The sequence below is a fragment of the Micromonospora sp. HM5-17 genome, from assembly GCF_003762835.1.
In the GTDB taxonomy this organism is placed as follows: domain Bacteria; phylum Actinomycetota; class Actinomycetes; order Mycobacteriales; family Micromonosporaceae; genus Plantactinospora.
In genome coordinates this window covers 779,438-801,451 of sequence record NZ_RJWA01000001.1, presented here as the reverse complement: position 1 = coordinate 801,451, position 22,014 = coordinate 779,438, and the positions used below count along the sequence as shown (strand labels likewise).

At 73.6% G+C, this 22,014-nt stretch carries 17 protein-coding genes; 5 read left to right on the top strand and 12 right to left on the bottom strand.

Features of this window, described 5'->3' with window-relative positions; all coding sequences use genetic code 11:
* Positions 1-60: 60 nt before the first annotated feature.
* The 5 genes from EF879_RS03625 to tmk form a co-directional block, all read right to left on the bottom strand.
* On the bottom strand, positions 61-861 hold the full coding sequence (locus EF879_RS03625) for a hypothetical protein (protein ID WP_233604197.1): 801 nt from the start codon (positions 859-861) through the stop codon (positions 61-63).
* On the bottom strand, positions 861-1,166 hold the full coding sequence (locus EF879_RS03620; protein ID WP_123554574.1) for a hypothetical protein: 306 nt from the start codon (positions 1,164-1,166) through the stop codon (positions 861-863). The genes EF879_RS03625 and EF879_RS03620 overlap by 1 nt, the downstream gene beginning before the upstream one ends.
* Complete coding sequence (locus EF879_RS03615; protein WP_199736110.1) at positions 1,167-1,493, bottom strand: YbaB/EbfC family nucleoid-associated protein; 327 nt, start codon at positions 1,491-1,493, stop codon at positions 1,167-1,169.
* Positions 1,494-1,740: 247 nt separating this feature from the next.
* On the bottom strand, positions 1,741-3,015 hold the full coding sequence (locus EF879_RS03610) for a DNA polymerase III subunit delta' (RefSeq protein ID WP_123554570.1): 1,275 nt from the start codon (positions 3,013-3,015) through the stop codon (positions 1,741-1,743).
* Complete coding sequence (gene tmk / locus EF879_RS03605) at positions 3,015-5,177, bottom strand: dTMP kinase (RefSeq protein ID WP_233604246.1); 2,163 nt, start codon at positions 5,175-5,177, stop codon at positions 3,015-3,017. The genes EF879_RS03610 and tmk overlap by 1 nt, the downstream gene beginning before the upstream one ends.
* Before the next feature lie 547 nt (positions 5,178-5,724).
* On the opposite strand from tmk, the gene EF879_RS03600 reads away from it, so the two are divergent.
* Complete coding sequence (locus EF879_RS03600) at positions 5,725-6,945, top strand: amino acid deaminase/aldolase (RefSeq protein ID WP_123554568.1); 1,221 nt, start codon at positions 5,725-5,727, stop codon at positions 6,943-6,945.
* 9 nt (positions 6,946-6,954) lie between these two features.
* Here EF879_RS03600 and EF879_RS03595 read toward each other — a convergent pair whose 3' ends face one another.
* Positions 6,955-7,602, bottom strand: coding sequence for a TetR family transcriptional regulator (locus tag EF879_RS03595; protein ID WP_199736109.1), 648 nt, complete (start codon positions 7,600-7,602; stop codon positions 6,955-6,957).
* A gap of 191 nt (positions 7,603-7,793) precedes the next feature.
* Between EF879_RS03595 and EF879_RS03590 the strand changes: the two genes are divergently transcribed.
* Entirely contained in the window at positions 7,794-9,119 is a 1,326-nt protein-coding gene (locus EF879_RS03590) for a D-arabinono-1,4-lactone oxidase (protein WP_123554564.1), read from the top strand.
* Positions 9,120-9,221: 102 nt separating this feature from the next.
* Complete coding sequence (locus EF879_RS03585) at positions 9,222-10,190, top strand: N-acetyltransferase (RefSeq protein WP_123554562.1); 969 nt, start codon at positions 9,222-9,224, stop codon at positions 10,188-10,190.
* A gap of 75 nt (positions 10,191-10,265) precedes the next feature.
* On the opposite strand, the gene topA is transcribed toward EF879_RS03585, so the two are convergent.
* The 6 genes from topA to EF879_RS03555 all read right to left on the bottom strand — a co-directional run bounded on the left by topA (position 10,266) and on the right by EF879_RS03555 (position 18,915).
* On the bottom strand, positions 10,266-13,103 hold the full coding sequence (gene topA, locus EF879_RS03580) for a type I DNA topoisomerase (protein WP_123554560.1): 2,838 nt from the start codon (positions 13,101-13,103) through the stop codon (positions 10,266-10,268).
* Between the two features lie 537 nt (positions 13,104-13,640).
* Positions 13,641-14,351, bottom strand: coding sequence for a hypothetical protein (locus EF879_RS03575; RefSeq protein ID WP_370375439.1), 711 nt, complete (start codon positions 14,349-14,351; stop codon positions 13,641-13,643).
* Positions 14,342-14,887 (bottom strand): hypothetical protein, encoded by a 546-nt coding sequence (locus tag EF879_RS03570; protein WP_123555347.1) that lies wholly within the window; start codon positions 14,885-14,887, stop codon positions 14,342-14,344. Before EF879_RS03570 ends, EF879_RS03575 begins: the two co-directional genes overlap by 10 nt.
* A 274-nt stretch (positions 14,888-15,161) precedes the next feature.
* Positions 15,162-17,540, bottom strand: a complete 2,379-nt coding sequence (locus EF879_RS03565; protein WP_123554558.1) for a sodium-translocating pyrophosphatase — start codon at positions 17,538-17,540, stop codon at positions 15,162-15,164.
* A 564-nt stretch (positions 17,541-18,104) separates the two neighbouring features.
* Positions 18,105-18,542: an ATP-binding protein gene (locus tag EF879_RS03560; RefSeq protein WP_123555345.1), complete on the bottom strand. Its 438-nt coding sequence runs from the start codon at positions 18,540-18,542 to the stop codon at positions 18,105-18,107.
* A 16-nt stretch (positions 18,543-18,558) separates the two neighbouring features.
* A complete protein-coding gene (locus EF879_RS03555) occupies positions 18,559-18,915 on the bottom strand; it encodes an STAS domain-containing protein (RefSeq protein WP_123554556.1) in 357 nt (118 codons plus the stop codon).
* Positions 18,916-19,153: 238 nt separating this feature from the next.
* Between EF879_RS03555 and EF879_RS03550 the strand changes: the two genes are divergently transcribed.
* Positions 19,154-21,706, top strand: coding sequence for a DEAD/DEAH box helicase (locus EF879_RS03550; protein WP_123554554.1), 2,553 nt, complete (start codon positions 19,154-19,156; stop codon positions 21,704-21,706).
* Positions 21,707-21,789: 83 nt separating this feature from the next.
* A complete protein-coding gene (locus EF879_RS03545) occupies positions 21,790-21,999 on the top strand; it encodes a hypothetical protein (RefSeq protein WP_123554552.1) in 210 nt (69 codons plus the stop codon).
* Positions 22,000-22,014: the final 15 nt, after the last annotated feature.

Here is a 22,014-nt window from a genome sequence, read left to right as displayed (position 1 = left end):
CCCACCCGCCGCCGAGGCCCCGTCGGGGAGATCGTCAGCGCGGGCGGCGGCGCGGCTCGGTCAGACCACGACCGGGCCGGCGCCCGGGCCGAGCGGCGGGTCCGCCCCGTCCGACGGCCGGTGGACCGCCTCGACCAGCTCCGGCGCCCACCGGCGCGGCAGCGCCTCCGCCGCGTCGTACGCCTCGGCGACCGTGGCCAGCACCCGGGCGCCGATCTCGGCGGCGGCCGGTACGACGGCGTTCGGCTCGGCGTCCCGCGTCGTCACCACCGCGACCGCCTCGGCCGAGCCGAGCACGTCGGCGAGGGTACGGGCCAGCGCGGTACGGGTCCGGCCGATCCAGTCGGCGACCGCCTCGGCGTACCCGGCGGTGGCCCCCATCCGCCCGGCCAGGCCCTCCGGGCCCTCCCCCAGGTACGTCGCGAGCGAGCGGCGCCGCGCGGCGTACGCCTCGGCGGCCGCCCCCTGCCACGAGCCGCCATCCGCGAGGACGGCCCGCGCCTCGTCGTACGCCCGGCAGGCCGTCCGGGCGGTGGAGGCGGCGGCGAGCAGCGGCCCGGGTCGACAGGCAAGCACCGCCCGCAGGACGTCCCCGGGCAGCGCCCGGAGCTGGCGAAGCAGCGGCCAGATCCGGTGCCCGTCGGGCGCTCCGGCGGCGGTGAGGAGCCGGTCGACCCGGTCGAGCAGCTCGCCCGCCGGGCCGGCGAGCTGGTCGAGGGCATCGTGCGCGAGACCACCACGGCCGAGGGCATCGTGCGCGGAGCCGCCACGACCGGAGGCGTCGTGCGCGAACCCACCACGACCGGAGGCGCCGCGGCCGACGACGCCCCGGTCGGAAGCACCGCGGGGCGGGCCGCCCATCACGCCTCCCCGGCGAGTCGGCGCCGTACGGCATCGTCGGCGTCGGCGTACTCCCGGGCCGCGCTCCGCAACGCTGCGGCGGTGTCGGCCAGCCGGTCGGCGGCGGCGCTCAGCTCCCGGATCCGGTCGTCGAGCGCGGTCAGCCACTGCCGGTGCAGGAGCCGGCCGATCTCTCCCGGCCGACCGGGGCTGGTCGGGTCGAGGGCGGCCTCCGGCGGCCCGGCGTACGGCAGCCGGCGGGCAAGCCGGGCCAGGGTCTCGCCCGCGTCGTCGAGCCGGCCGGCGAGGTCGTGCAGGGCGTCCACTCAGGCCTCCGTGAGCCGGCGGTACTCGCCGAAAACTTCGGTGCGCAGCTTCTCCCGGGCCCACCGGGCGGCGTCCTCGCCAGCGGAGAGGGCGCTCAGCACGGACCGGGCGACCTCGGCGCCACCACGGACCTGCAACGACCCCAGGAAGCGGAGGTCGCTGATCGTCCCGTCGGCGGTCACGACCAGCTCGACCAGGCCGTCCGGAGACCGCACGGTGACCTCGGCCCGGCGGACGGCCCGCTCGAATTCGGCCTGGAGCGCCTCGATTCGGCGATAGCGCTCGATCGCCTCCTCGACCCAGGCCTCGTCGATCTCCCGCCCCATCGGCCGGCCCTCTCCCATCGCCCGGATGCCCGTCGGCCGCCACCGCGCCCGGCCGGGCGAGGGGCGTCGACACACGGAATGCGCTGACGTCGATGCGTTACGGCACTGGACCGTACCGGGTCCACCAGACGAAACGGAAGAGCCGCTTGTTATCGCCATTTGGATAGTTGTTATCGCCTTTTGGACAGGACGAGCCCCAGGTCGGTCCACGGCACCGCACGGCCGGGTCGTGCCCCAGCCGCGGGAGTCAGCCGCGCCAGAGGGCGAGCATCATCGCCTCGACGGCGATCCGCGGCTTGACGTTGGTCTCGATCGCCGTCCGACAGGTGAGGACGGCCTCAAGGCGGCGGAGGGTGCTCTCGGCGGTCCACCGCTCGGCAGCGGCGGCGGCGATCGCCGCCAGGTCGGAGTGCACCGGCGCGACCGGGGCGCGCATCGCGACCGTCAACACGTCCCGGTAGAAGCCGGCCAGGTCCACCAGCGCCCGGTCCAGCGCGTCCCGCTGGGCGCGGGTCGCCCGGGACTTCTGCCGCCGTTCGAGCTCCTTGAGCTGCCCGGCCGCGCCGCGGATCGCCCCGGCCGCCCCGCGCCCGGTGCCCCCGGCTCCCAGGGCGGTCTCCAACGCCGCCCGCTCGGCCGCATCCGCCTCCGCGACGGCCGCCGCTGCCTCGGCCTCGGCCGCCTCGATGAGGACGGAGGCGGCGTCGAAACAGGCACCGACGCCGGTCAGCCGGCGCGGCAGTGCCAGCACCGCCTCCCGCCGCTTCCGGGCCTCCGGGTCCCGGGCCAGACGGCGGGCCCGTTCGACGTCCCCCTGGGCCGCCGCCGCGGCCCAGGCCGCCACGTCCGGCGCGACGCCGTCCTGGTCCCGCAGCACCGCCGCCACCGCCTCCGGCGACGGCTGAACCAACGCCACCACCCGGCACCGGGACCGGATCGTCACCGAGATGTCGTCCGGGTGGGTCGAGGGAGTGCAGAGCAGGAAGACGGTACGCGGCGGCGGCTCCTCGATCGCCTTCAGCAGGGCGTTGCCGGCCGCCTCGGTGAGCCGGTCGGCGTCGGCGATCACCAGCACCTGCCACCGGCCCCCGCTCGGGGTGCTCGCCGCGCGCAGCACCAGCTCCCGCATCTCGGAGACGCCGATCGACAGCCCCTCGGGGATCACGAAGCGGACGTCGGCGTGGGTGCCGGCAAGGGTGGTGTGGCAGCCGGCGCACTCCCCGCAGCCGGTGCCCCGCAGGCACTGGAGCGCCGCCGCGAACGCCCGGGCCGCCACCTCCCGTCCGGAGCCGGGTGGCCCGGTGAAGATCCAGGCGTGGGTCATCGCGCTCCCGGCACCCGGCCCCTCCGACCGGGCGCGCGTCGGCTCCGACGCCGAATCCGCCGCGTCCCGGCCGGCGCTACCGCCCGGACCGGCCTGCTCCGCGGCCGCCCGGACCGTCTCGGCCGCGGCGAGGGCGGCCCGGCGCAGGGTCTCGACCGCCTCCGGCTGACCAATCAGTTCGGCGAAGACGTCCGGCATCAGGCCCGCCGTTCGAGCTCGACTCCACCCAGGACGCCGCCGGCGGAGCGGTTCTCCGCCACCGGTCGCCGCTGGCCGTCCGGGTCGCCCGACCCGGGGTGGACCGACCGCGGGTGGTCCGATTCGGCGTCGGTCCTTCCGGCGGGGTCCGCGTCGGCGTGATCCGAATCGGCGTGGTCTGGCGGCTCGGCGCCGGCGAGCAGGTCGGTGACCCGCGCGGCGACCAGCGCGGCGATCTCGTCAGCCGGCCGGGAGGCGTCGAGCACCAGGTACCGCTTGGGATCGCTCGAGGCGAGGTCGAGGAAGGCGTACCGGACCCGCTCGTGGAAGTCGATCGACTCGCTCTCCAGCAGGTCCGCCTCGCCGCCCCGGGACGCCACCCGACGCAGGCCGATCCGGGGCTCGATGTCGAGCAGGACGACGAGGTCGGGCTTGAGCCCGCCGGTGGCCCAGGACGACAGCCAGGAGATCTCCTCCACCGGGAGGGTCCGGCCCGCCCCCTGGTACGCGAGCGAGGAGTCGACGTACCGGTCGCTGATCACCACCGCGCCCCGGGTCAGCGCCGGCCGGACCACCGTGGCGACGTGCTGCGCCCGGTCGGCCGCGTACAGCAGCGCCTCTGCCCGGGGCGCCAGGGCCTCCTGGCCGGTCGCCCGGTCCAGCACCAGCCGGCGGATCCGCTCCCCGGCCGGGGTCGCCCCGGGTTCCCGGGTCACCACCACCTCCCGGTGCTGGCGCCGCAGCGCCTCGGCCAGCCGGGTGACCTGGGTCGACTTGCCGGCCCCGTCGCCGCCCTCGAAGACCACGAAGAAGCCGGCGGTGGGGTGCGGCTCGGCCGGGACCAGCGGCCGGCCCCGAATCGACCCCCAGAGGTCGGCAAGCACCGGTACGCCCGGCTTGTCGTCCATCTGGCGAAACGCCTTGACGCCGGTGGCGATGCCGGCCAACCCCGCCACCAGCAGCAGCAGGCGGGTCGAGGAGACCGAGATCTCCAGATCGGCGACGCGCAGCCGCCACGAGCCGCCGAGGCCGACCAGCAGGCTGCTGAGCGAGATGGCCAGGATCAGCACCAACCGGGTGCCGGTCTGCACCACGGCGAAGACCCGGCCGCGTACCTCGTCGGCGATCTCCCCGCCGAGCAGCGTGGTGCCGGCGAGGAAGGCCATCCCGGCCCCGGCGCCGACCAGCAGCGCACCGAGGATCGCCATCGACAGGTGGATCGAGCCGGCCAACACCAGCACCGAGGCGCTGGCCAGCACGATGCTCAGACCGAACCAGCGGCGCCGGGACATCTCCCGGACGATCATCGGCCCGAGCCCGATGCCGAGCGACAGGCCCAGGAAGATCGCACCGAAGAGCAGGGAGAACGCCGCCTCGCCGGCGGCGAGCGACTTGGTGAAGAAGTTGGCGGTGCCGATCACCACCCCGCCGCCGGCGAACGCGCCGAAGATGCCGAGGACCAGCCCCCGGACCAGCGGGGTCGTACCGATGAACCGCCACCCCTCGACGAACTGCCGCAGCGCGCTCTGCTCGAACTGCCCGAGGCGTTCCCGCACCCCGCCCCGGCCGCTGATCTCCCGGATCCCGAAGAAGACCACCAGCGCGGTGGCCAGCCGGGTGAGCGAGTTGACGTAGAGGGCGAGCTGGGCCGGCTCGGCCCAGCTCGGCGGCGGACCACCGGCGGCGGACCGGATGCTGCGGTCCAACACCGCGGCGACGATCGCGGCCAGCACGGGGGTGAGCCCGTAGGTGGTGATCAGCGTGAGCTGGTTGGCGGTCTCGAGCCGGCTGCGCGGGATGAGGTTGGGAACCGCGGCCTCCTTGGCCGGGATCCAGATCAGGGTGATCGCCTCGATGAGGAAGGTGGCGACCGCCGCCCAGCCGACCACCAGGCCGCCGCCGACGTCCAGTAGGGCGGCGAGCGGGATCGACGCGAAGAGCACGAACCGCAGCAGGTCGCAGATGACCATCGTGTAGCGCCGGTCGAACCGGTCGGCCAACACCCCGGCGACCGGTCCGAGCACCAGCGCCGGCAGCAGCCGGACCGCGATCACCCCGCCGAAGGCGAGGCCCTTGGCGGTGTCGCCGGTCACCTGCGCGGCGGCGAAGAGCGAGGTGGCGAGCAGGCCGAGCCAGTCACCGAACGAGGCCGCGCCGAGCACCAGCCAGAGCCGGCGGAACGGCCTGATCCGCAGAACCGAGCGAAGCGCCTGGTAGCCGGTCCGGTCAACCGGGCCGGCCGGGGGCGGGGCGGCCACGCCGGGTGGCGGGACCGTCCCGGGCGGCGTGGACGTTCCGGAGGACGCGACCGCGTCGGGCGGCGTGGGCGGACCCGACGGCCCGGATGGTGCGGGTGTGTCGGACGGCGCGGGCGTCCCGGAGCCGGCTCCGGCGTCGCGTTCCGCACCACTGTGGTTCGTGTCGATGGCCGTCCCCTCCGCATGCCGGCCCGTCGCTGGGCTTCCCCGCAGCACACTCTAGTCGGGGCGCTGATCGACGCTGACCCTGACATTTCCCGGAGCCGCCGACGCCCCCCGGGCCCGCAATGTCCCGGCCTGCTGACCTCGGCCGGCGTGGGCGCCCGATGCCGGTCTCGGGGATGCCCGATGCCGGTCCGCGTGGGCGCCCGGTGCGGGTCCCGGCCCGGCCGCGGCACACCAAGGACGCGAGGTAGTTTCGCATCGGTCGCCAACCCGCTACCGTGCTCGAATGGTCACCGACCGCGACGATCTGCGCCGGCGCCTCGACCGGGCGACCGCGCACCTGGAACCGCCCTTCGCGGTGGTCGATCTTGACGCGTTCGACGCCAACGCCGCCGCGCTCGCCCGGCGGGCGGCCGGCAAGCCGATCCGGATCGCCAGCAAGTCCCTGCGGTGCCGGCCGCTGCTGCGGCGGGCTCTCGGCCGCCCGGGCTGGCGGGGCGTGATGGCGTACACCGCGGCCGAGGCGATCTGGCTGGTCCGCGCCGGCGTGACCGACGACGTCCTGCTGGGGTACCCCACCACCGACCGGGCGGCACTGGCGGAGGTGGCCGCCGACCCCGACCTGGCCGCCACGATCTGCCTCATGGTCGACAGCATCGCCCACCTCGACCTCGTCGACACGGTCGCGGCGCCGGGTCGCCGCGCGGAGCTGCGGGTCTGCCTCGACCTCGACGCATCCTGGCGTCCCCTGCCCGGCCGCCTCGGTTCCCGGATGCACGTCGGCGCCTACCGGTCCCCGGTGCACTCGGCCGCCGCCGCCGGCGCACTGGCCGCCGCCATCGCCGGGCGGCCGGGCTTCCGGCTGGTCGGCCTGATGTCGTACGAGGCGCAGATCGCCGGGCTCGGCGACGCCCCGCCCGGCCAGGCGGTCCGCGGCGCCGCCATCCGGCTGTTGCAGCGTCGCTCGTACCGCGAACTGCTGCGGCGCCGGGCGGCGGCGGTGGCCGCGGTACGCGAGCACGCCGACCTGGAGTTCGTCAACGGCGGCGGCACCGGCAGCCTCGCCCTGACCGCGGCCGACCCGGCGGTCACCGAGCTCACCGCCGGGTCGGGCCTGTACGGACCCGTGCTCTTCGACGCCTACCGCGCCTGGCGGCCCACCCCGGCCGCGTTCTTCGCGCTGCCGGTGGTACGCCGACCCGGCGCCGGGGTGGCGACCCTGCTCGGCGGGGGCTGGATCGCCTCCGGGCCGGCCGAGCGCAGCCGTCTCCCCCGGCCGTGGCTGCCGCCGGGACTGCGGTTGACCCGGACCGAGGGTGCCGGCGAGGTGCAGACCCCGGTGACCGGAGCGGCCGCCGACGCGCTCCGCGTGGGCGACCGCGTCTGGTTCCGGCACGCCAAGGCCGGCGAGCTGGCCGAGCACGTCGAGGAGATTCACCTGGTCGCGGGGGACCGGGTGGTGGAGACCGTGCCGACGTACCGCGGCGAGGGCGGTAGCTTCCTCTGAGCCGCCGGCTCAGTCGGCGGACTGGGCCGCCGCGTCGACGTGCCGGTGCAGGTACTCCCGAATCAACGCGGTCGCCTCGGCCAGGACCTCCTCGTCGCCCTCGGGCGCCCGCCGGAACGCGAGCTTGATCAGCGCGTCGGCGGCCTCCACCGCGATCTCCAGCGCGAAGCGGAGCCGGGGCGCGTCCGTGGTGCCGAACTGCTCGACGAGCACCCGGGCGAGCTGCTCGGCGATCACCCCGTTGTTGTCCCGGTTCTCGTCGAGCAGGTGGACGTCGACCACGTCGCCGAAGTGCAGGGTACGGAAACCGGGAACCTCCCGGTGCATGGTGACGTACTCGTCGATCGCGGCGTCGACGCCGTCCCACCAGTGGGTCAGATCGCCCCGGGAAAAGCGCTCGGCCAGGCGCTCCAGATACGCCTCCATGTTGCGCAGGGTCAGCGCCTGCACGATCGCTCGCTTGTCGGGGAAGAACTGGTACACCGACCCGATGGCCACACCGGCACGCTCGGCGAGCAGGGTGGTGGTCAACCCTTCGTAGCCGACCTCATCGACTATCTCCGCGCAGGCGTCGAGCATTCGCTGGACTCGAGCGACGCTACGGCCCTGCACCGGTACGCGGCGCAGTGGACCAGATGTGGCGGTTGACGTGGACACTCGTCGCCACTCCCTTTCGACGGGATGAAGGTTGCTAGGCGTCGCGGTTTTCGAAACGCTACCGGGACTAACGAGCCAGGCGAAATGTGGTATTTACTCGCCGTGACGATCCTGCTTTACTTCCCGTCAACCAGATTGACGCGACGGTAGCTTGCATTCGTCCCGGCACCGCCGTGCCGTACGGAGGTCCGATGTCCGGCCGTACCACCCCTTCCGCCGCCGTCCCCGCCGCCTGGTCGAACTGGGCGGGCAACCAGCGCACCAGCGGTACCGCGCTGCGGCCGTCGACCGTGGCGGAGGTCGTCGACGCGGTCCGGGCCACCCGCGCCGCCGGCCGACGGCTGAAGCCGGTCGGGAGCGGACACTCCTTCACCTCGATCGCCCGCGCCGACGACCAGTGGCTCGACCTCACGGCGCTGGCCGGACCGGTCCGGGTCGACCCCGCGCACCGGCTGGTCACGGTCCCCGCCGGGATGTCGCTGCGTGCCCTCAACGACCTCCTGGCCGCGCACGGGCTGGCGCTGGCCAACCTCGGCGACATCGACGTGCAGACCGTGGCCGGAGCGATCTCCACAGGTACGCACGGCACCGGCGCCGGCTACGGCTGCCTGTCCACCTTCGTCGAGGCGCTGACCCTGGTGACCGGCACCGGCGAGCTGCTGACCTGCTCCGCGACGGTCGAGCCCGAGGTCTTCGCCGCGGCCCGGGTCGGCCTCGGGGCGCTCGGGGTCATCGTCGAGATCACACTCCGCTGCGTCGACGCCTTCGTGCTCCGGGCCGAGGAACGCCCCGCATCCCTCACCGCGACCCTCGCCGACCTCGCCACCCTGGTGGGGGAGAACGACCACTTCGAGTTCTACTGGTTCCCGTACACCGACCGGGTACAGGTGAAGCTCAACAATCGGGTACCGGCCGACGACCGACCGCTGCCCCGGTTCCGGGGCTGGCTGGACGACGAGTTCCTGGCCAACTCGGTCTTCGGCGGTGCCTGCCGGCTCGGCCGGGCCGCCCCCGCGCTGGTCCCGACCATCCAGGCGATCTCCGCCCGGGCGTTGACCGCCCGCACCTACACCGCCCGCTCCGACCGCGTCTTCTGCACGCCACGCCGGGTGCGGTTCGAGGAGATGGAGTACGCGCTGCCCCGGGCCGCCCTGCCGGAGGCGCTGGCCGGGCTGCGTCGGGTGATCGAGGGGCTGCCGTTCAAGGTGCTCTTCCCGGTCGAGGTCCGGTTCACCGCCCCGGACGACATCTGGCTCTCCCACGGCTATCGGCGCGAGTCGGCGTACATCGCCATCCACCAGTACGTCGGGGCCCCGAGCGAGCCGTACTTCCGGGCGTTCGAGCAAGTGGCGACGGAGCTGGGCGGCCGGCCGCACTGGGGCAAGCGGCACTACCGGAACGCGGAGTCGCTCGCCCCGGCGTACCCGCGGTTCGCGGACTTCCTGGCGGTCCGCGACCGGCTCGACCCGGACCGGATCTTCGCCAACTCCTACACCCGACGGGTCCTCGGCCCCTGACCCCGGCCCCGCCCCGGCCGGCTCGGGTGGGCGGGGTCGCGCGGCCTCCGACGCGGGGAATTCGGTGCCGCCGGCCCGAGGCAACCGTTACGCTGCCGCCCCGTGCCCCTTCTCGACCCGACCTCCAACGTCCCGCGTCCCCGCCCCTACACCGACGCAGACCTGCCCCGCCTGACCGCGACCGTCGCGGCCTGGATCGCCGAGGCCGGCCGCTGCGGGTACGACCACATCGGCGAACTGCCGCACCGGATCTACGAGAACCTGCGCGGCCGCCGCCCCGTCGGCGACCTCGTCCAGCTCTGGGAGACCGGCGACGAGATCGTCGGGCTCACCATCAGCCTGCGGTTCGGCGCCGCGTTCGACGTCTTCACCGCCCCCGCGCTCCGCGGCGGCGCGGCCGAGGTGGCGATGCTGCGCCACGCGTACGAGACAACCGCCCGACACCTCGCCGACGACGAGGAGTTCGTCCTCACCGACGTGTTCGACCGCGACACCACCCGGATCCGGCTCCTCACCGAACTCGGCTTCACCCGCTTCCGCACCTGGGACGAGGTCACCGAGCGTGACCTGACCGACCCACTCCCCGAGCCCTCCGTACCCGAGGGTTTCGTGCTGCGCGGCGCCCGGCTGGCCGACGCGGACCGGCTCGCCGAGGCCCGCAACCACTCCTTCGACACCGACTGGACCGGCGCGCTGTACCGCTCGGCCGTGATGACGAAGCCGGGATACCACCCGGAGCGGGAGATCGTCGTCGAGGCGCCCGACGGCCGGATCGCCACCTTCGTCGTCTACTGGGTCGACGGACGCAACCGGGCCGGCCACGTCGAGCCGGTCGGCACGCACCGGGACTTCCAGCGGCGGGGCCTCGCCCGGGCGGCGATGCTGGAGGCGATGCGCCGGATGCGGGCGCTCGGCCTGACCACGGTCAGTGTCAACCACAACGCCGAGAACCTGCCGGCTCGACGGCTCTACGCCTCGCTCGGCTTCCGTCGGCAGTACGAGACGTACGGTTACCGCCGGCCCCGCCCGGAGCGGACGGGGCACCCTGTCCCGCGCCGGGATCAGGCCTGACCCCGGGGCGGGACGGTCGCCCCCGGGCACGGCGCCGGCGCCACCCCGCACCCGGGACACGAGGCCGGCGTGGATCTAGCCGGCCGTCGCCTTCTTCGCCAGCGCCGGCTTCGCCGCCGTGGCCTTCTTCCCCGTGGTCGTCTTCTTCGCCGCCGTGGCCTTCTTCGCCGCGGTCGTCTTCTTCGCGGCCGTCCCCGCCTCGCTGTCGGCCGCCGCCTTGGCCGAGGCCTTCTTCGCGGCCGCCTTCCTCGTCGCCTTCTTCCGGGGCGTCGGCCCCTTGGCCCGCTTCTCGGCCAGCATCTCCGACGCCTCCTCCAGGGTCAGCGCCTCCGGGGTCTGGCCGCGCCGCAGCGACACGTTCGTCTCGCCATCGGTGACGTACGGCCCGAAGCGACCGTCCTTGATCACCAGCGGCTTCTCGGTCCGCGGGTCCGGCCCCAGCTCGCGCAGCGGCGGGGCCGCCGCCCGACGCTGCCGGGTCTTCGGCGCCGCCAGCAGCGCCAGCGCCTCGTCGAGGGTGATGGTGAAGAGCTGCTCCTCGGACTCCAGCGACCGGAACTCGGTGCCGCGCTTGACGTACGGGCCGTAGGGACCGTTCGCTGCGACCACCTCGGCCCCCTCCGGGTCGACGCCCACCACCCGGGGCAGCGACAGCAGACGCAGCGCGTCCGCCATGGTCAGCGTCTCCGGAGACTGTGAGCGCAGCAGCGACGAGGTCCGCTCGCCACTGGAGACGTACGGGCCGTACCGGCCGGACCTCAGGACGATCGGCTCGCCGGTCTCCGGGTGCTCGCCGAGCTTGCGCTCCCCGCCACCGCCGAGGAAGAGTTCGTGCACCTTCTCCGGGGTCAGCTCGTCCGGAGCGATGCCGTCCGGGATCGGCGCCCGGTCGCCGGCCGCGCCGCCGTCCTCACCCTCGGCGTGCGGCGCCGGCTCCGCACCGGGCAGGCTGCGTTGCAGGTACGGCCCGTACCGGCCGACCCGGACCACGACCTCGCGCCCCTCCTCGTCGGTGAAGAGCGGAATGGAGTTGACGCTACGGGCGTCGATCTCGCTGAGGTTCTCGGTGACCATCTTCTTCAGCCCGCCGGCCCGGGCGATCGACTTGTCGCCGCCGTTCGGGCTGCCGAAGTAGAACGAGGTCAGGAAGTCGACCGCCGCGTGGTCCCCGGCGGCGATCTCGTCCAGCTCGTTCTCCATCGCCGCGGTGAAGTCGTAGTCGACCAGCCGGGGGTAGTGCCGCTCCAGCAGCCCCACCACGGCGAAGGCGAGGAAGGAGGGGATCAGCGCCTGGCCGCGCTTGAAGACGTACCCGCGGTCCTGGATGGTCTGCATGATCGACGCGTACGTCGACGGCCGACCGATGCCCAACTCCTCCAGCGCCTTGACCAGGGACGCCTCGGTGTAGCGCGCCGGCGGCTGGGTGTGGTGGCCGGTGGCCGCCAGCTCCTCGGCGGTCAGCGGCTGGTCCTTGACCAGGTTCGGCAGCCGCCGCTCGGCGTCCTCGGCCTCGGCGTTCTCGTCGTCGGAGGACTCCACGTACGCCCGCAGGAAGCCCGGCTCGGTGATGGTCTTGCCGGTGGCACCGAAGTCGGCCTCCTCGCCGGCGCTGGAGACCGCCCGGATCCGCACCGACACGCTGGAGCCGACCGCGTCGGTCATCTGCGAGGCGATGGTCCGCCGCCAGATCAGCTCGTAGAGCTTGAACTCCTCGGCGGAGAGTTCGTTGGCCACCTCGCCCGGGGTGCGGAAGTTGTCACCCGCGGGCCGGATCGCCTCGTGCGCCTCCTGGGCGTTCTTGACCTTGCCGGTGTAGCGGCGCGGCTCCGGTGGCACGTTCCGCTCGCCGTACAGCTCGACGATCTGGCGCCGGGCGGCGGCGATCGCCGTCTCCGACAGGTTCACCGAGTCGGTCCGCATGTAGGTGATGTAGCCGTTCTCGTACAGCCGCTGCGCGGTGCGCATGGTCTGCTGGGACGAGAACCGGAGCTTGCGCGCCGCCTCCTGCTGGAGCGTCGAGGTGATGAACGGCGGGTACGGCCGCCGCCGGTAGGGCTTCTCGTCGACCCGGGTGACAGTGAAAGGCCGCCCGTCGAGCCGGGCGGCCAGTCCTCGCGCGCCGTCCGCGTCGAGGTGCAGGACGCCGGCTTCAGGGCGCACCCGCCCGGTGGTGGGCTCGAAATCCTTGCCGGTGGCGATCCGATCCCCGTTCAGTGCGACGAGGGTGGCGTGGAAGGTACGCGGGCCCTCCCCGCCGTCGCGTACGGCCAGGGTGGCGAGGATGTCCCAGTACTCGGCGGTGCGGAACGCCATCCGCTGCCGCTCGCGCTCCACCACGATCCGGGTCGCCACCGACTGCACCCGACCGGCGGAGAGCTTCGGCATGACCTTCTTCCACAGCACGGGGGAGACCTCGTAGCCGTACAGGCGGTCCAGGATTCGCCGGGCCTCCTGGGCGTCGACCAGGTCGCGGTCGATATCCCTCGGGTTGGCGACCGCCGCCTGGATGGCCTGCCGGGTGATCTCGTGGAAGACCATCCGCTTGACCGGCACCTCGGGCTTGAGCGTCTCGACCAGGTGCCAGGCGATCGCCTCACCCTCGCGGTCCTCGTCGGTGGCGAGGAGGACCTCGTCGACCTTCTTGGTGAGCTTGCTCAGCTTGTCGATCTGCTGCTTACGGTCCGGCGAGACGACGTAGAGCGCGGCGAAGCCGTTGTCGACGTCGACGCCGAGCCGGGCCCAGGGCTCCCCCTTGTACTCCGCCGGCACGTCGGCGGCGCTGCGCGGCAGGTCACGGACGTGCCCCAGGCTCGCCTCCACGACGTACCCCGGGCCGAGATAGCCCGAGATCGTCTTGGCCTTCGCCGGTGACTCGACGATGACCAGACGGGTACTCCTGGCGTTGCTCGGCACTTCTCCCCTGCCCTCACTCACAATCTTCGCGCCGCGGACCGCCCTGTCCACGTTGTGGCCCCGGCGTCGGATTCCACCCCGCCGGTAGCCAGACGTCCAACGTAACGCGCCCCCCGGCTCGGGGGTTGCGCGGGCGCCGAAGTGCCCGCCACGCCGTGGTGACCTGGGTGCAACACCGCCGAGACGCCGGGTAATGCCGGACGGCGACACCGTACACCCACGGTTGATCCCCGCGGGACCAACCGGATGGATCCACGCTGGCGGGGCCCGGCCGGAGTCGGGCTATCCGGCCAAACCTGGCATCCGCTGTCCGGGATACGACAGCCGTCGATCCCCAGCGTACGTCGACTCCGGCCGCCGGTCGACCAAATAGTGCCTGAAAGTGAATGAAACGTCCGGAGTGGTCCGGTGCCCTCCGGGCGCAAGCCCGCCGCCGGGCCGACCGGTCGCCGGGGCGCGGTCGGGGCTCAGGTCACACCGTTCGCGGTCCTGCCGCTCCGGCCGACCTGCCGCCGCCCGGCAACCGGTCGGGTCAAATCACGCCGCGCCGCCCGGCCACTGCTCGGGTGGGGCCGCCGGGGGCCGCTCCCCGACCAGTTCCGCCAGCCGGCCCAGCCGACGCCGCCCGCTGATCCGGTACGCCGGGCCGCCGGTCCCCGCGTCGAGCAGCACCGCCGGCAGCCCGACCGCCGCCAGCGCCGCGCCGACCGGCTCCCAGCAGCTCTCGTCGGCAGCGCCGAGCCGGAGCAGGAAACCGGACGGCTCGGGCTGACCCGCCGCCGCCACCCAGAGCCGCAGCCGGGGGCCGGTGAGGAAGAATCCCGGCGGAGGCCGCTTCGTCGTACCCCGCAGCCAGGCCGCCGCCAACGGGGCGAGCCGGGTGCTGTACGAGGTCCGCACCCCGTGCTGCTCCGCCACCCGACCGATCCAGCTGGCGGTCAGCCCGCGCCGGGCCAGCTCCGCCACCAGCACGTGGACCCGCCAGGCCGCGTCCACCACGATCGAGACCCGGGCGGTGCCCCCCATCCGGCCCACCTCGCCGGGGCCGGCGAGGAGCCCGGCGAGATCTCCGGGCGCGGGCTCGGTGGCCTCGACACCGAAGAGGGAGAGCTGCCGGCCGGGTCGCTGGTGATCGTCGACGGGCGGCTGCCGCGCGGCGGGCGCGGGTTTGCCGGCGGCCTGGGGCACGTGCCGGTCCGGTGCGTCGGGCGGCGTCGGCGACACTCCCACACCTCCCGTCAGCGACACTCCGGAACCTCGTCGAAGGCCTGCTGGAGTTCCACCGAGTCCAGTTCGCTGGTGTCGAGGGAACTGGCGCTGTACTCCTTGTTGAGAGTGTCGACCGCGGCCCGGACCCCCTGGTAGAACTCGGCCGGTCGCGTGGTGTCGAGTTGCTCGATCGCGGCGCTGGCCCGGCCGTAGGCGTCCCGGACCGCGGTCAGCGACGCGAGGAAAGCCTGGGAGATCGCCTCGCCCTTCTCGGTGTCCGGCACGCCGGCGGCCTCCACCTTCCTGCGGGCGGTCTCACTCGCCGCCTCCGCGCCCCGCAGCAGGCGGACGAGGTTCTCCTTCGCCTGCGCCGGGCTGGTCTGCGCCGTCATCTGCTGTTGGGTGCTACGGGTCAGGGTGCCGATCTCGGCCCGCCACGGGGCCAGCGCCGTGCAGACCGCCGCCGCCCAGGCCTGTGGGGTGGGGCCTCCGCCGCAGGCCCCGAGGAGCAGAACGGCGATGGTGCACAGGACCACCGTGAAGCGTCCGGCGGCTGCCGCGCGGGGCATACGCATGCGTTGCAGCGTACGGCGTTTGGCCGACGTCGTGCGGCGGGCGTTGTGCCGCCGGTCGGTCCGGGAGCGCGCCGACGGCGACGGGCCGCGGCTGACCGGGCCGTACCCGATCGCAGTGATCTCACCGATCGCTACCTCGTCGGCATCCCCGCCGAGGCGCGCCGGGCGGCGGAGCGTACCGGCGGGTGTACCGGTGCGCACCGGCCCCGGCCCGACGCGGGGGGGTCGGACCGGGGCCGGTGCGTCGCCCACGGGCGTGGTGTGGTCGCCCGGCTCAGGCCTGGGCCGGCTCCGGCTTCTTGTCCGGGCTGGCCGCGCCGGTGTCGTCCGAACCCGAGCCGGACATCGCCACCGGCTTGCGCTTGCTGAACAGCACCGCGGCGACGACGATCAGGGCCGCGACCACCGCGACCACGACCCGCAGCGGGGTGTTCTGGTCCTCGCCCACGCTCCACGCCACCACGGCCGGCGCGATGAGCAGGGAGACCAGGTTCATCACCTTGATCAGCGGGTTGATCGCCGGCCCGGCGGTGTCCTTGAACGGGTCACCGACGGTGTCGCCGATCACCGTGGCCGCGTGCGCGTCCGAGCCCTTGCCGCCGAACGCGCCGTCCTCGACCAGCTTCTTGCCGTTGTCCCAGGCGCCTCCGGAGTTCGCCAGGAAGACCGCCATCAGGGTGCCGGCGCCGATCGCCCCGGCCAGGTACGCGGCCAGCGCACCCGCGCCGAGCCCGAAGCCGACCGCGATCGGCGCCATGATCGCGAGCAGGCCGGGGGTCATCAGCTCCCGCTGGGCGTCCCGGGTGCAGATGTCGACGACCTTGCCGTACTCGGGCCGCTGGCTGCCGTCCATGATTCCGGGCAGGTCGCGGAACTGCCGGCGTACCTCCAGCACCACGGCGCCGGCCGAGCGGGAGACCGCGTTGATGGCCAGACCGGAGAAGAGGAAGACCACCGCGGCGCCGACCATCAGGCCGACCAGGTTGCGCGGGTTGGCGACGTTGAGCAGCTCGTCGATCGCCAGATCCGAGCCCGCGTCGCGGAGCGCGGCGCCCAGCGTGTCGGTGTACGACCCGAACAGCGCGGTGGCGGCGAGCACCGCCGTGGCGATCGCGATGCCCTTGGTGATCGCCTTGGTGGTGTTGCCGACCGCGTCCAGCTCGGTGAGCGTCCGCGCGCCCTGCTCGTCGATGTCGCCGGACATCTCGGCGATGCCCTGCGCGTTGTCGGAGATCGGGCCGAAGGTGTCCATGGCGACGATGACGCCGACCGTGGTGAGCAGACCCGTGCCGGCGAGCGCCACCGCGAACAGCGACAGCGTGATGGAGCTGCCCCCGAGGAGGAACGCGCCGAAGACGCCGGCGCCGATCAGCAGCGCCGAGTAGACCGCCGACTCCAGGCCGACGCTGATGCCGGCGAGCACCACCGTCGCCGGGCCGGTCAGCGAGGACTTGCCGATGTCCTTCACCGGCCGCCGGTTGGTCTCGGTGAAGTAGCCGGTCAACGCCTGGATGGCGGCGGCCAGCACGATGCCGATCACCACGGCGCCGATGGCGACGATCCGCGGGTCGATCGGCTCGGCGGCGTCGGCCGCCAGGCCGAGCCGGTCGCGCCAGTCGTCGCCGAGCAGCTCGGCCCAGGTCCCCGGCAGGAAGACGTACGACATCAGCGCGACCAGGATCGCGGAGATCACCGCCGAGGCGTAGAAGGCCCGGTTGATCGCGGTCAGTCCGGACCGGTCGCTGGCGCGCAGCCGGGTGATGAAGACCCCGAGGATGGCGATCAGCACGCCGATGGTGGAGACGATCAGCGGGAAGACCAGGCCCTGCTCCCCGAAGGCCGCACGGCCGAGGATCAGCGCGGCGACCAGGGTCACGGCGTACGACTCGAAGAGGTCCGCCGCCATGCCGGCGCAGTCGCCGACGTTGTCGCCCACGTTGTCGGCGATCGTCGCCGCGTTGCGCGGGTCGTCCTCCGGGATGCCCTGCTCGACCTTGCCGACCAGGTCGGCGCCGACGTCCGCCGCCTTGGTGAAGATGCCGCCGCCGACCCGCATGAACATCGCGAGCAGCGCGGCGCCGAAGCCAAAGCCCTCCAGCACGGTCGGCGCGTCGCCCCGGAAGATGAGGACGACCGCGGCCGCCCCGACCAGGCCCAGGCCGACGGTGAGGAAGCCGACGACGCCACCGGTCCGGAAGGCGATCTGCATCGCCCTCTCCCGGCCCCCCTCGTGGTCCCGGGCCGCCGCCGCGACCCGGAGGTTGGCCCGGGTGGCCAGCGCCATGCCGGCCCCACCGATGAACGCGCTGAAGGCGGCGCCGACGACGAAGAAGGCGGAGCGACCGATCTTCACCAGCGTCTCACTGCCGTCGGTGTCGTGCACCGGCAGCAGGAAGAGCAGCACCACGGCGAGTACGACGAACACGCCGAGGGTCCTGAACTGGCGAAGCAGGTACGCCGTGGCGCCCTCCTGGACGGCCCCCGCGATCTGCTGCATCTTGGTGGTGCCCTTGTTGCTCGACAGCACGGCTCTGGTCAGCGCGCCGGCGAAGCCGAGCGCCACCAGTGCGATGACCGCGGCGACGACGACGTACGACAGGTTCTCGCCGTCAAGGGACAGCCCACCACCGTCGGCGGCCAAGACTTTGGACATCTATGTCCTCCTGTACCGAACACTCGCGCCGGCCGGCGGACAAACCGGCCAGACGACTCCACGCGTGGAGCGACAACGCGCAAGTCCGCCACCGCCCGGGACGGTCGGGGCAGTCGCCCCCTCCGCACGGGCAGGACCAGCACACTTGCTAATAACCCCGGGTACTCTAGTCCTCTGCCGTGTTGGAGGTCACACATAGGACCCGCCCGGTCACGATGATCTTCGTCGCTGTGCTAGCGGCGAAACTCTGCTAATGTGCGCCACGCACGAGTGCGGAGGAGCGGCCGGGAGCACTGATCGCGATGTCCCGGCTCGCGTCGATGCCGCGCGCCATCCATCAGGGGCAACAGAACCGTGGGGCGGAGAATCCCGCCCCGACCACCCCGTGCCCCGACCACCCGAACGGCGGCGGGCTACGTCCGCCGGAACCGCCCGGACACTGCTCGGCCGGCGCCCGACGCCGGGCTCTCGGGATGCCTGGCCGGCGGCCACCGGCTCGATCGACGCGCGCCGACAGCCCGACCCGCGGCGGCACGACCGGTGACCGGGTCGGGGCGACCCGGGCTAGCGGCTGATCGGCCAGGCCATCCGGACCTCGGTGCCGATCCCGTCGTCCGCCGGCCGCACCTGCAAATCATCCACGAAACCGGCAAGAAGGGCGAATCCCACCCCAACCGTCAGCGCCTCGTCGGTCAGCGCCTCGTTGGCCAGCTCGTCCGGGGGCAGCGCGGCAAGCCCCACCCCCGCCTCGATCGGAGCCCGGTCGATCACCCGGACCGTGTACGCCGGACCGTCGGACATCTCCACCAGCACCAGGTCGGCGAGCCCGTACTGGCGGTGCAGCGCGACCGCCCGCGCACACGCCTCCCCGATGGCCAGCCGCACCTCGTCGAGAAGTTCCTCGGCGACCCCGGCCCGGCGAGCCACCGCGACCCCCACCAGCCGGGCGGTGCGGACGTGCACCGGCGCCGGGGTGAACGACAGTCTGACCTTCGCCATCACGCGCCGACCGTCGCCGCTACGCACCGGGATCCGAGGTGTCCGCGGCGATCGCGGCGTCGAGGGTGGGGTGGATCGGGAAGACCTGGTCGAGCGCGGTGATCCGGAAGATCTTGAGGAGCGGCTCCTTGTCGCAGACCAGCGCGAGGGTGCCCGAGACGGTACGCAGCCGCTTCAGCGCCCCGATCAGCACACCGAGGCCGGTCGAATCGAGGAAGTCGACCCGTCCCAGGTCCACCACGACCCTGTGTGCCCCGCCGTCGATCAGCTCGACAAGACGCTCCCGCAGCCGGGTCGCGGTATAGACGTCCACCTCGCCGCCGACCTCCAACACCGTGTACGCGCCGGTGCTGCGGGTCGTCAGCGACAGCTCCATCAGTCCTCCTCTGACCACCAGGAACGCTCCTGGCATCTAACCACCGACCAGCGGGGCCCGCACCGACGGCGACCCCGGCGGACGTGGACCGGCCCGCCCGGGTCACGTCGGCCGCGGCGGTGGCGTGCGCCGGCGTCCGCCGTCTCGCGACCGGATCGACCCCGGAGTGACGGCCTCCGGTCGGGCCCGAGCGGCCCCGGTTGCCCGGTACCCATCCGATGGTGCGAGAGTGCAGGGCGTGACATCTCCCGCAACAGTATCGGCCGGTCCGGGGGGCGTCCGGCCACGGCCAGCCGGGCCGGGTGACCCAGGCGAACTGTTGCGACGCCTGCGCGCCCGGACGTCGGGGGGTCCCGGCGACGACCCGGTCACCCACGTCGAACGGCTGCCCGCCCGCGCCGGCGAGGCCGCGCCGTGGCCGGACTGGGTGCCGGAGGAGCTGCGGACCGCGCTGGCCCGGCAGGGGGTCGTCGCGCCCTGGCGGCACCAGGCCGAGGCGGCCGACCACGCGTACCACGGACGGCACGTGGTGATCGCCACCGGCACGGCCTCGGGAAAGTCGCTCGCGTACCAGCTGCCCGCGCTGGCCACCCTGCTCGCCGACCCTCGGGCGACAGTGCTCTACCTGGCTCCGACCAAGGCGCTCGCCGCCGACCAGTTGCGCGCCGTCGCCAGCCTCGATCTTCCCGGGGTACGACCGGCCTGTTACGACGGCGACACCCCGCGCGCAGAACGGGACTGGATCAGGCAGCACTCCCGGTTCGTTCTCACCAACCCGGACATGCTGCACCACGGCATCCTGCCCGGCCACGCGAAGTGGGCCCCGTTCCTGCGGCGCCTGGCGTTCGTGGTGGTCGACGAATGTCACACGTACCGGGGCGTCTTCGGCTCGCACGTGGCCCACGTACTGCGCCGGCTACGCCGACAGGTGGCCCGCTACCCCGGTACGCCCGGCCGCGGCCTCGCCGGCGTGCCGACCGCGCGGCGCCCGACAGACCGCCGGACGACCAGCGGCCCGGTGGGTACCGCCGACGGGCCGGTCTTCGTCCTCGCCTCCGCCACCTCGGGTGATCCGGCGACCGTCGCCGAACGTCTCACCGGCCTGCCCGTCATCGCCGTCACCGAGGACGCCTCGCCACGCGGTGGCCTGACCTTCGCCCTCTGGGAGCCGCCGCTGCTGCCGTCGTCCCCGTCGGCGGCCGACCCCACGGACGCGTCCCGCCCCGCCGACGACGATCCGGGCGACCCGCCCGGGTCCGGCACCCGGGACGCCGCGCCGGTACGCCGGTCCGCGCTGCGCGAGACCGCCGACCTGCTCGGCGACGCGGTGGCGGCCGGGGTGCGGACCCTGGCCTTCGTCCGCTCCCGGCGCGGGGCGGAGGTGATCGCCACCACCGCCCGCCGGGCGTTGGACGCGGCGGTGCCGGGCCTGGGTGCTCGGGTGGCCGCGTACCGGGCCGGCTACCTGCGGGAGGAGCGACGGGCCCTGGAACAGGCGCTGCTGAGCGGAGAGCTGCTCGGGCTCGCCTCGACCAGCGCGCTCGAACTCGGGGTCGACCTGGTGGGCCTGGACGCGGTGCTGATCTGCGGCTACCCCGGCACCCGCGCGTCGCTGTGGCAGCAGGCCGGCCGAGCCGGGCGCTCGGGGCAGGAGGCGCTCGCCGTGCTGGTGGCCCGGGACGACCCGCTGGACACCTATCTGGTGCACCACCCGGAGGCGCTCTTCGGCCGCCCCGTCGAGGCCACCGTCCTCGATCCCGCCAACCCGTACGTCCTGGGGCCGCAACTGTGCTGCGCGGCGGCCGAGTCCCCGCTGACCCCGGCGGACCTGGAGCTCTTCGGACCCGGCGCGAAGGAGACGGTGGAGGAGCTGGTGGCGGCGGGCGCGCTGCGGCAGCGTCCGACCGGGTGGTACTGGCGGCATCCCGAGCGGCCCGAGGTGGACCTACGGGGCACCGGCGGCTCCCCGGTCGACGTGGTGGAGGCGGCGACCGGACGGCTGCTCGGCACCGTGGATCCGGGCTCGGCGCACTTCCTGGTCCATCCGGGCGCGGTCTACCTGCACCAGGGGGTGTCGTACCTGGTGGACGACCTGGACCTGGCCGACGGCTGCGCCCTGGTGCACGCCGAGGAGCCGGACTGGTCGACCCACCCCCGGGACGTCACCTCGCTCTCGGTCGTCTCGGTCCGCTCCTACCTGGACGCGGGACCGGTCGGGCTCTTCCTCGGCGAGGTCGACGTGACCAACCAGGTCGTGTCGTACCAGCGGCGGCGGCTCTCCTCCGGCGAGGTGTTGGACACCCGACCGCTGGACCTGCCGGCCCGGGAACTGCGCACGGTCGCGGTGTGGTTCACCGTCTCTCCGGAGGCACTGGCGGCGGCGGGGGTGGAGACGGCCGACGTACCGGGGGCACTGCACGCCGCCGAGCACGCCGCGATCGGGCTGCTGCCGCTCATCGCCACCTGCGACCGCTGGGACATCGGCGGGCTCTCCACCGCGAACCACCCGGACACCGAGGCGCCGACCGTCTTCGTCTACGACGGACACCCGGGCGGGGCCGGGTTCGCCGAACGGGCGTACGGGGTCGCCTCGGCCTGGCTGTCCGCGACCCGGGACGCGATCGCCGAGTGCGGATGTGAGACCGGCTGTCCGTCCTGCGTCCAGTCTCCGAAGTGCGGCAACGGCAACAACCCGCTGGCCAAGGCGGAGGCGGTACGGGTGTTGGACGTGGTGCTGGCGAACCTGGCGACGACCGCTTCGGCGGGGTCGGACGATCCCGGATCACGATAGTCGGTATTCGCAGACATAAATCTATGACGATCTAATTACGTTAGTCTGGGAGCGCTTCCACGAATCCGCCCGAGGAGGACGTCGTGGCCGATACCATCGCCGAGACCGTCGAGCTCCTGTACACCATCGACCAAGCCCATCTCACCGTCGATCAGCAGATCGCGCTCTCCCAGGCGTACGCGGCCCTGGCCCAGGCCGAACGCCTGGACCAGATCCACCAGATGCTCTACAACATCCACCAGGTGCTGAACACCTGGGTGGCCCGCCGACTGACCGAGGGTGGCACGCGCTGAGCGCTCGCACCATCC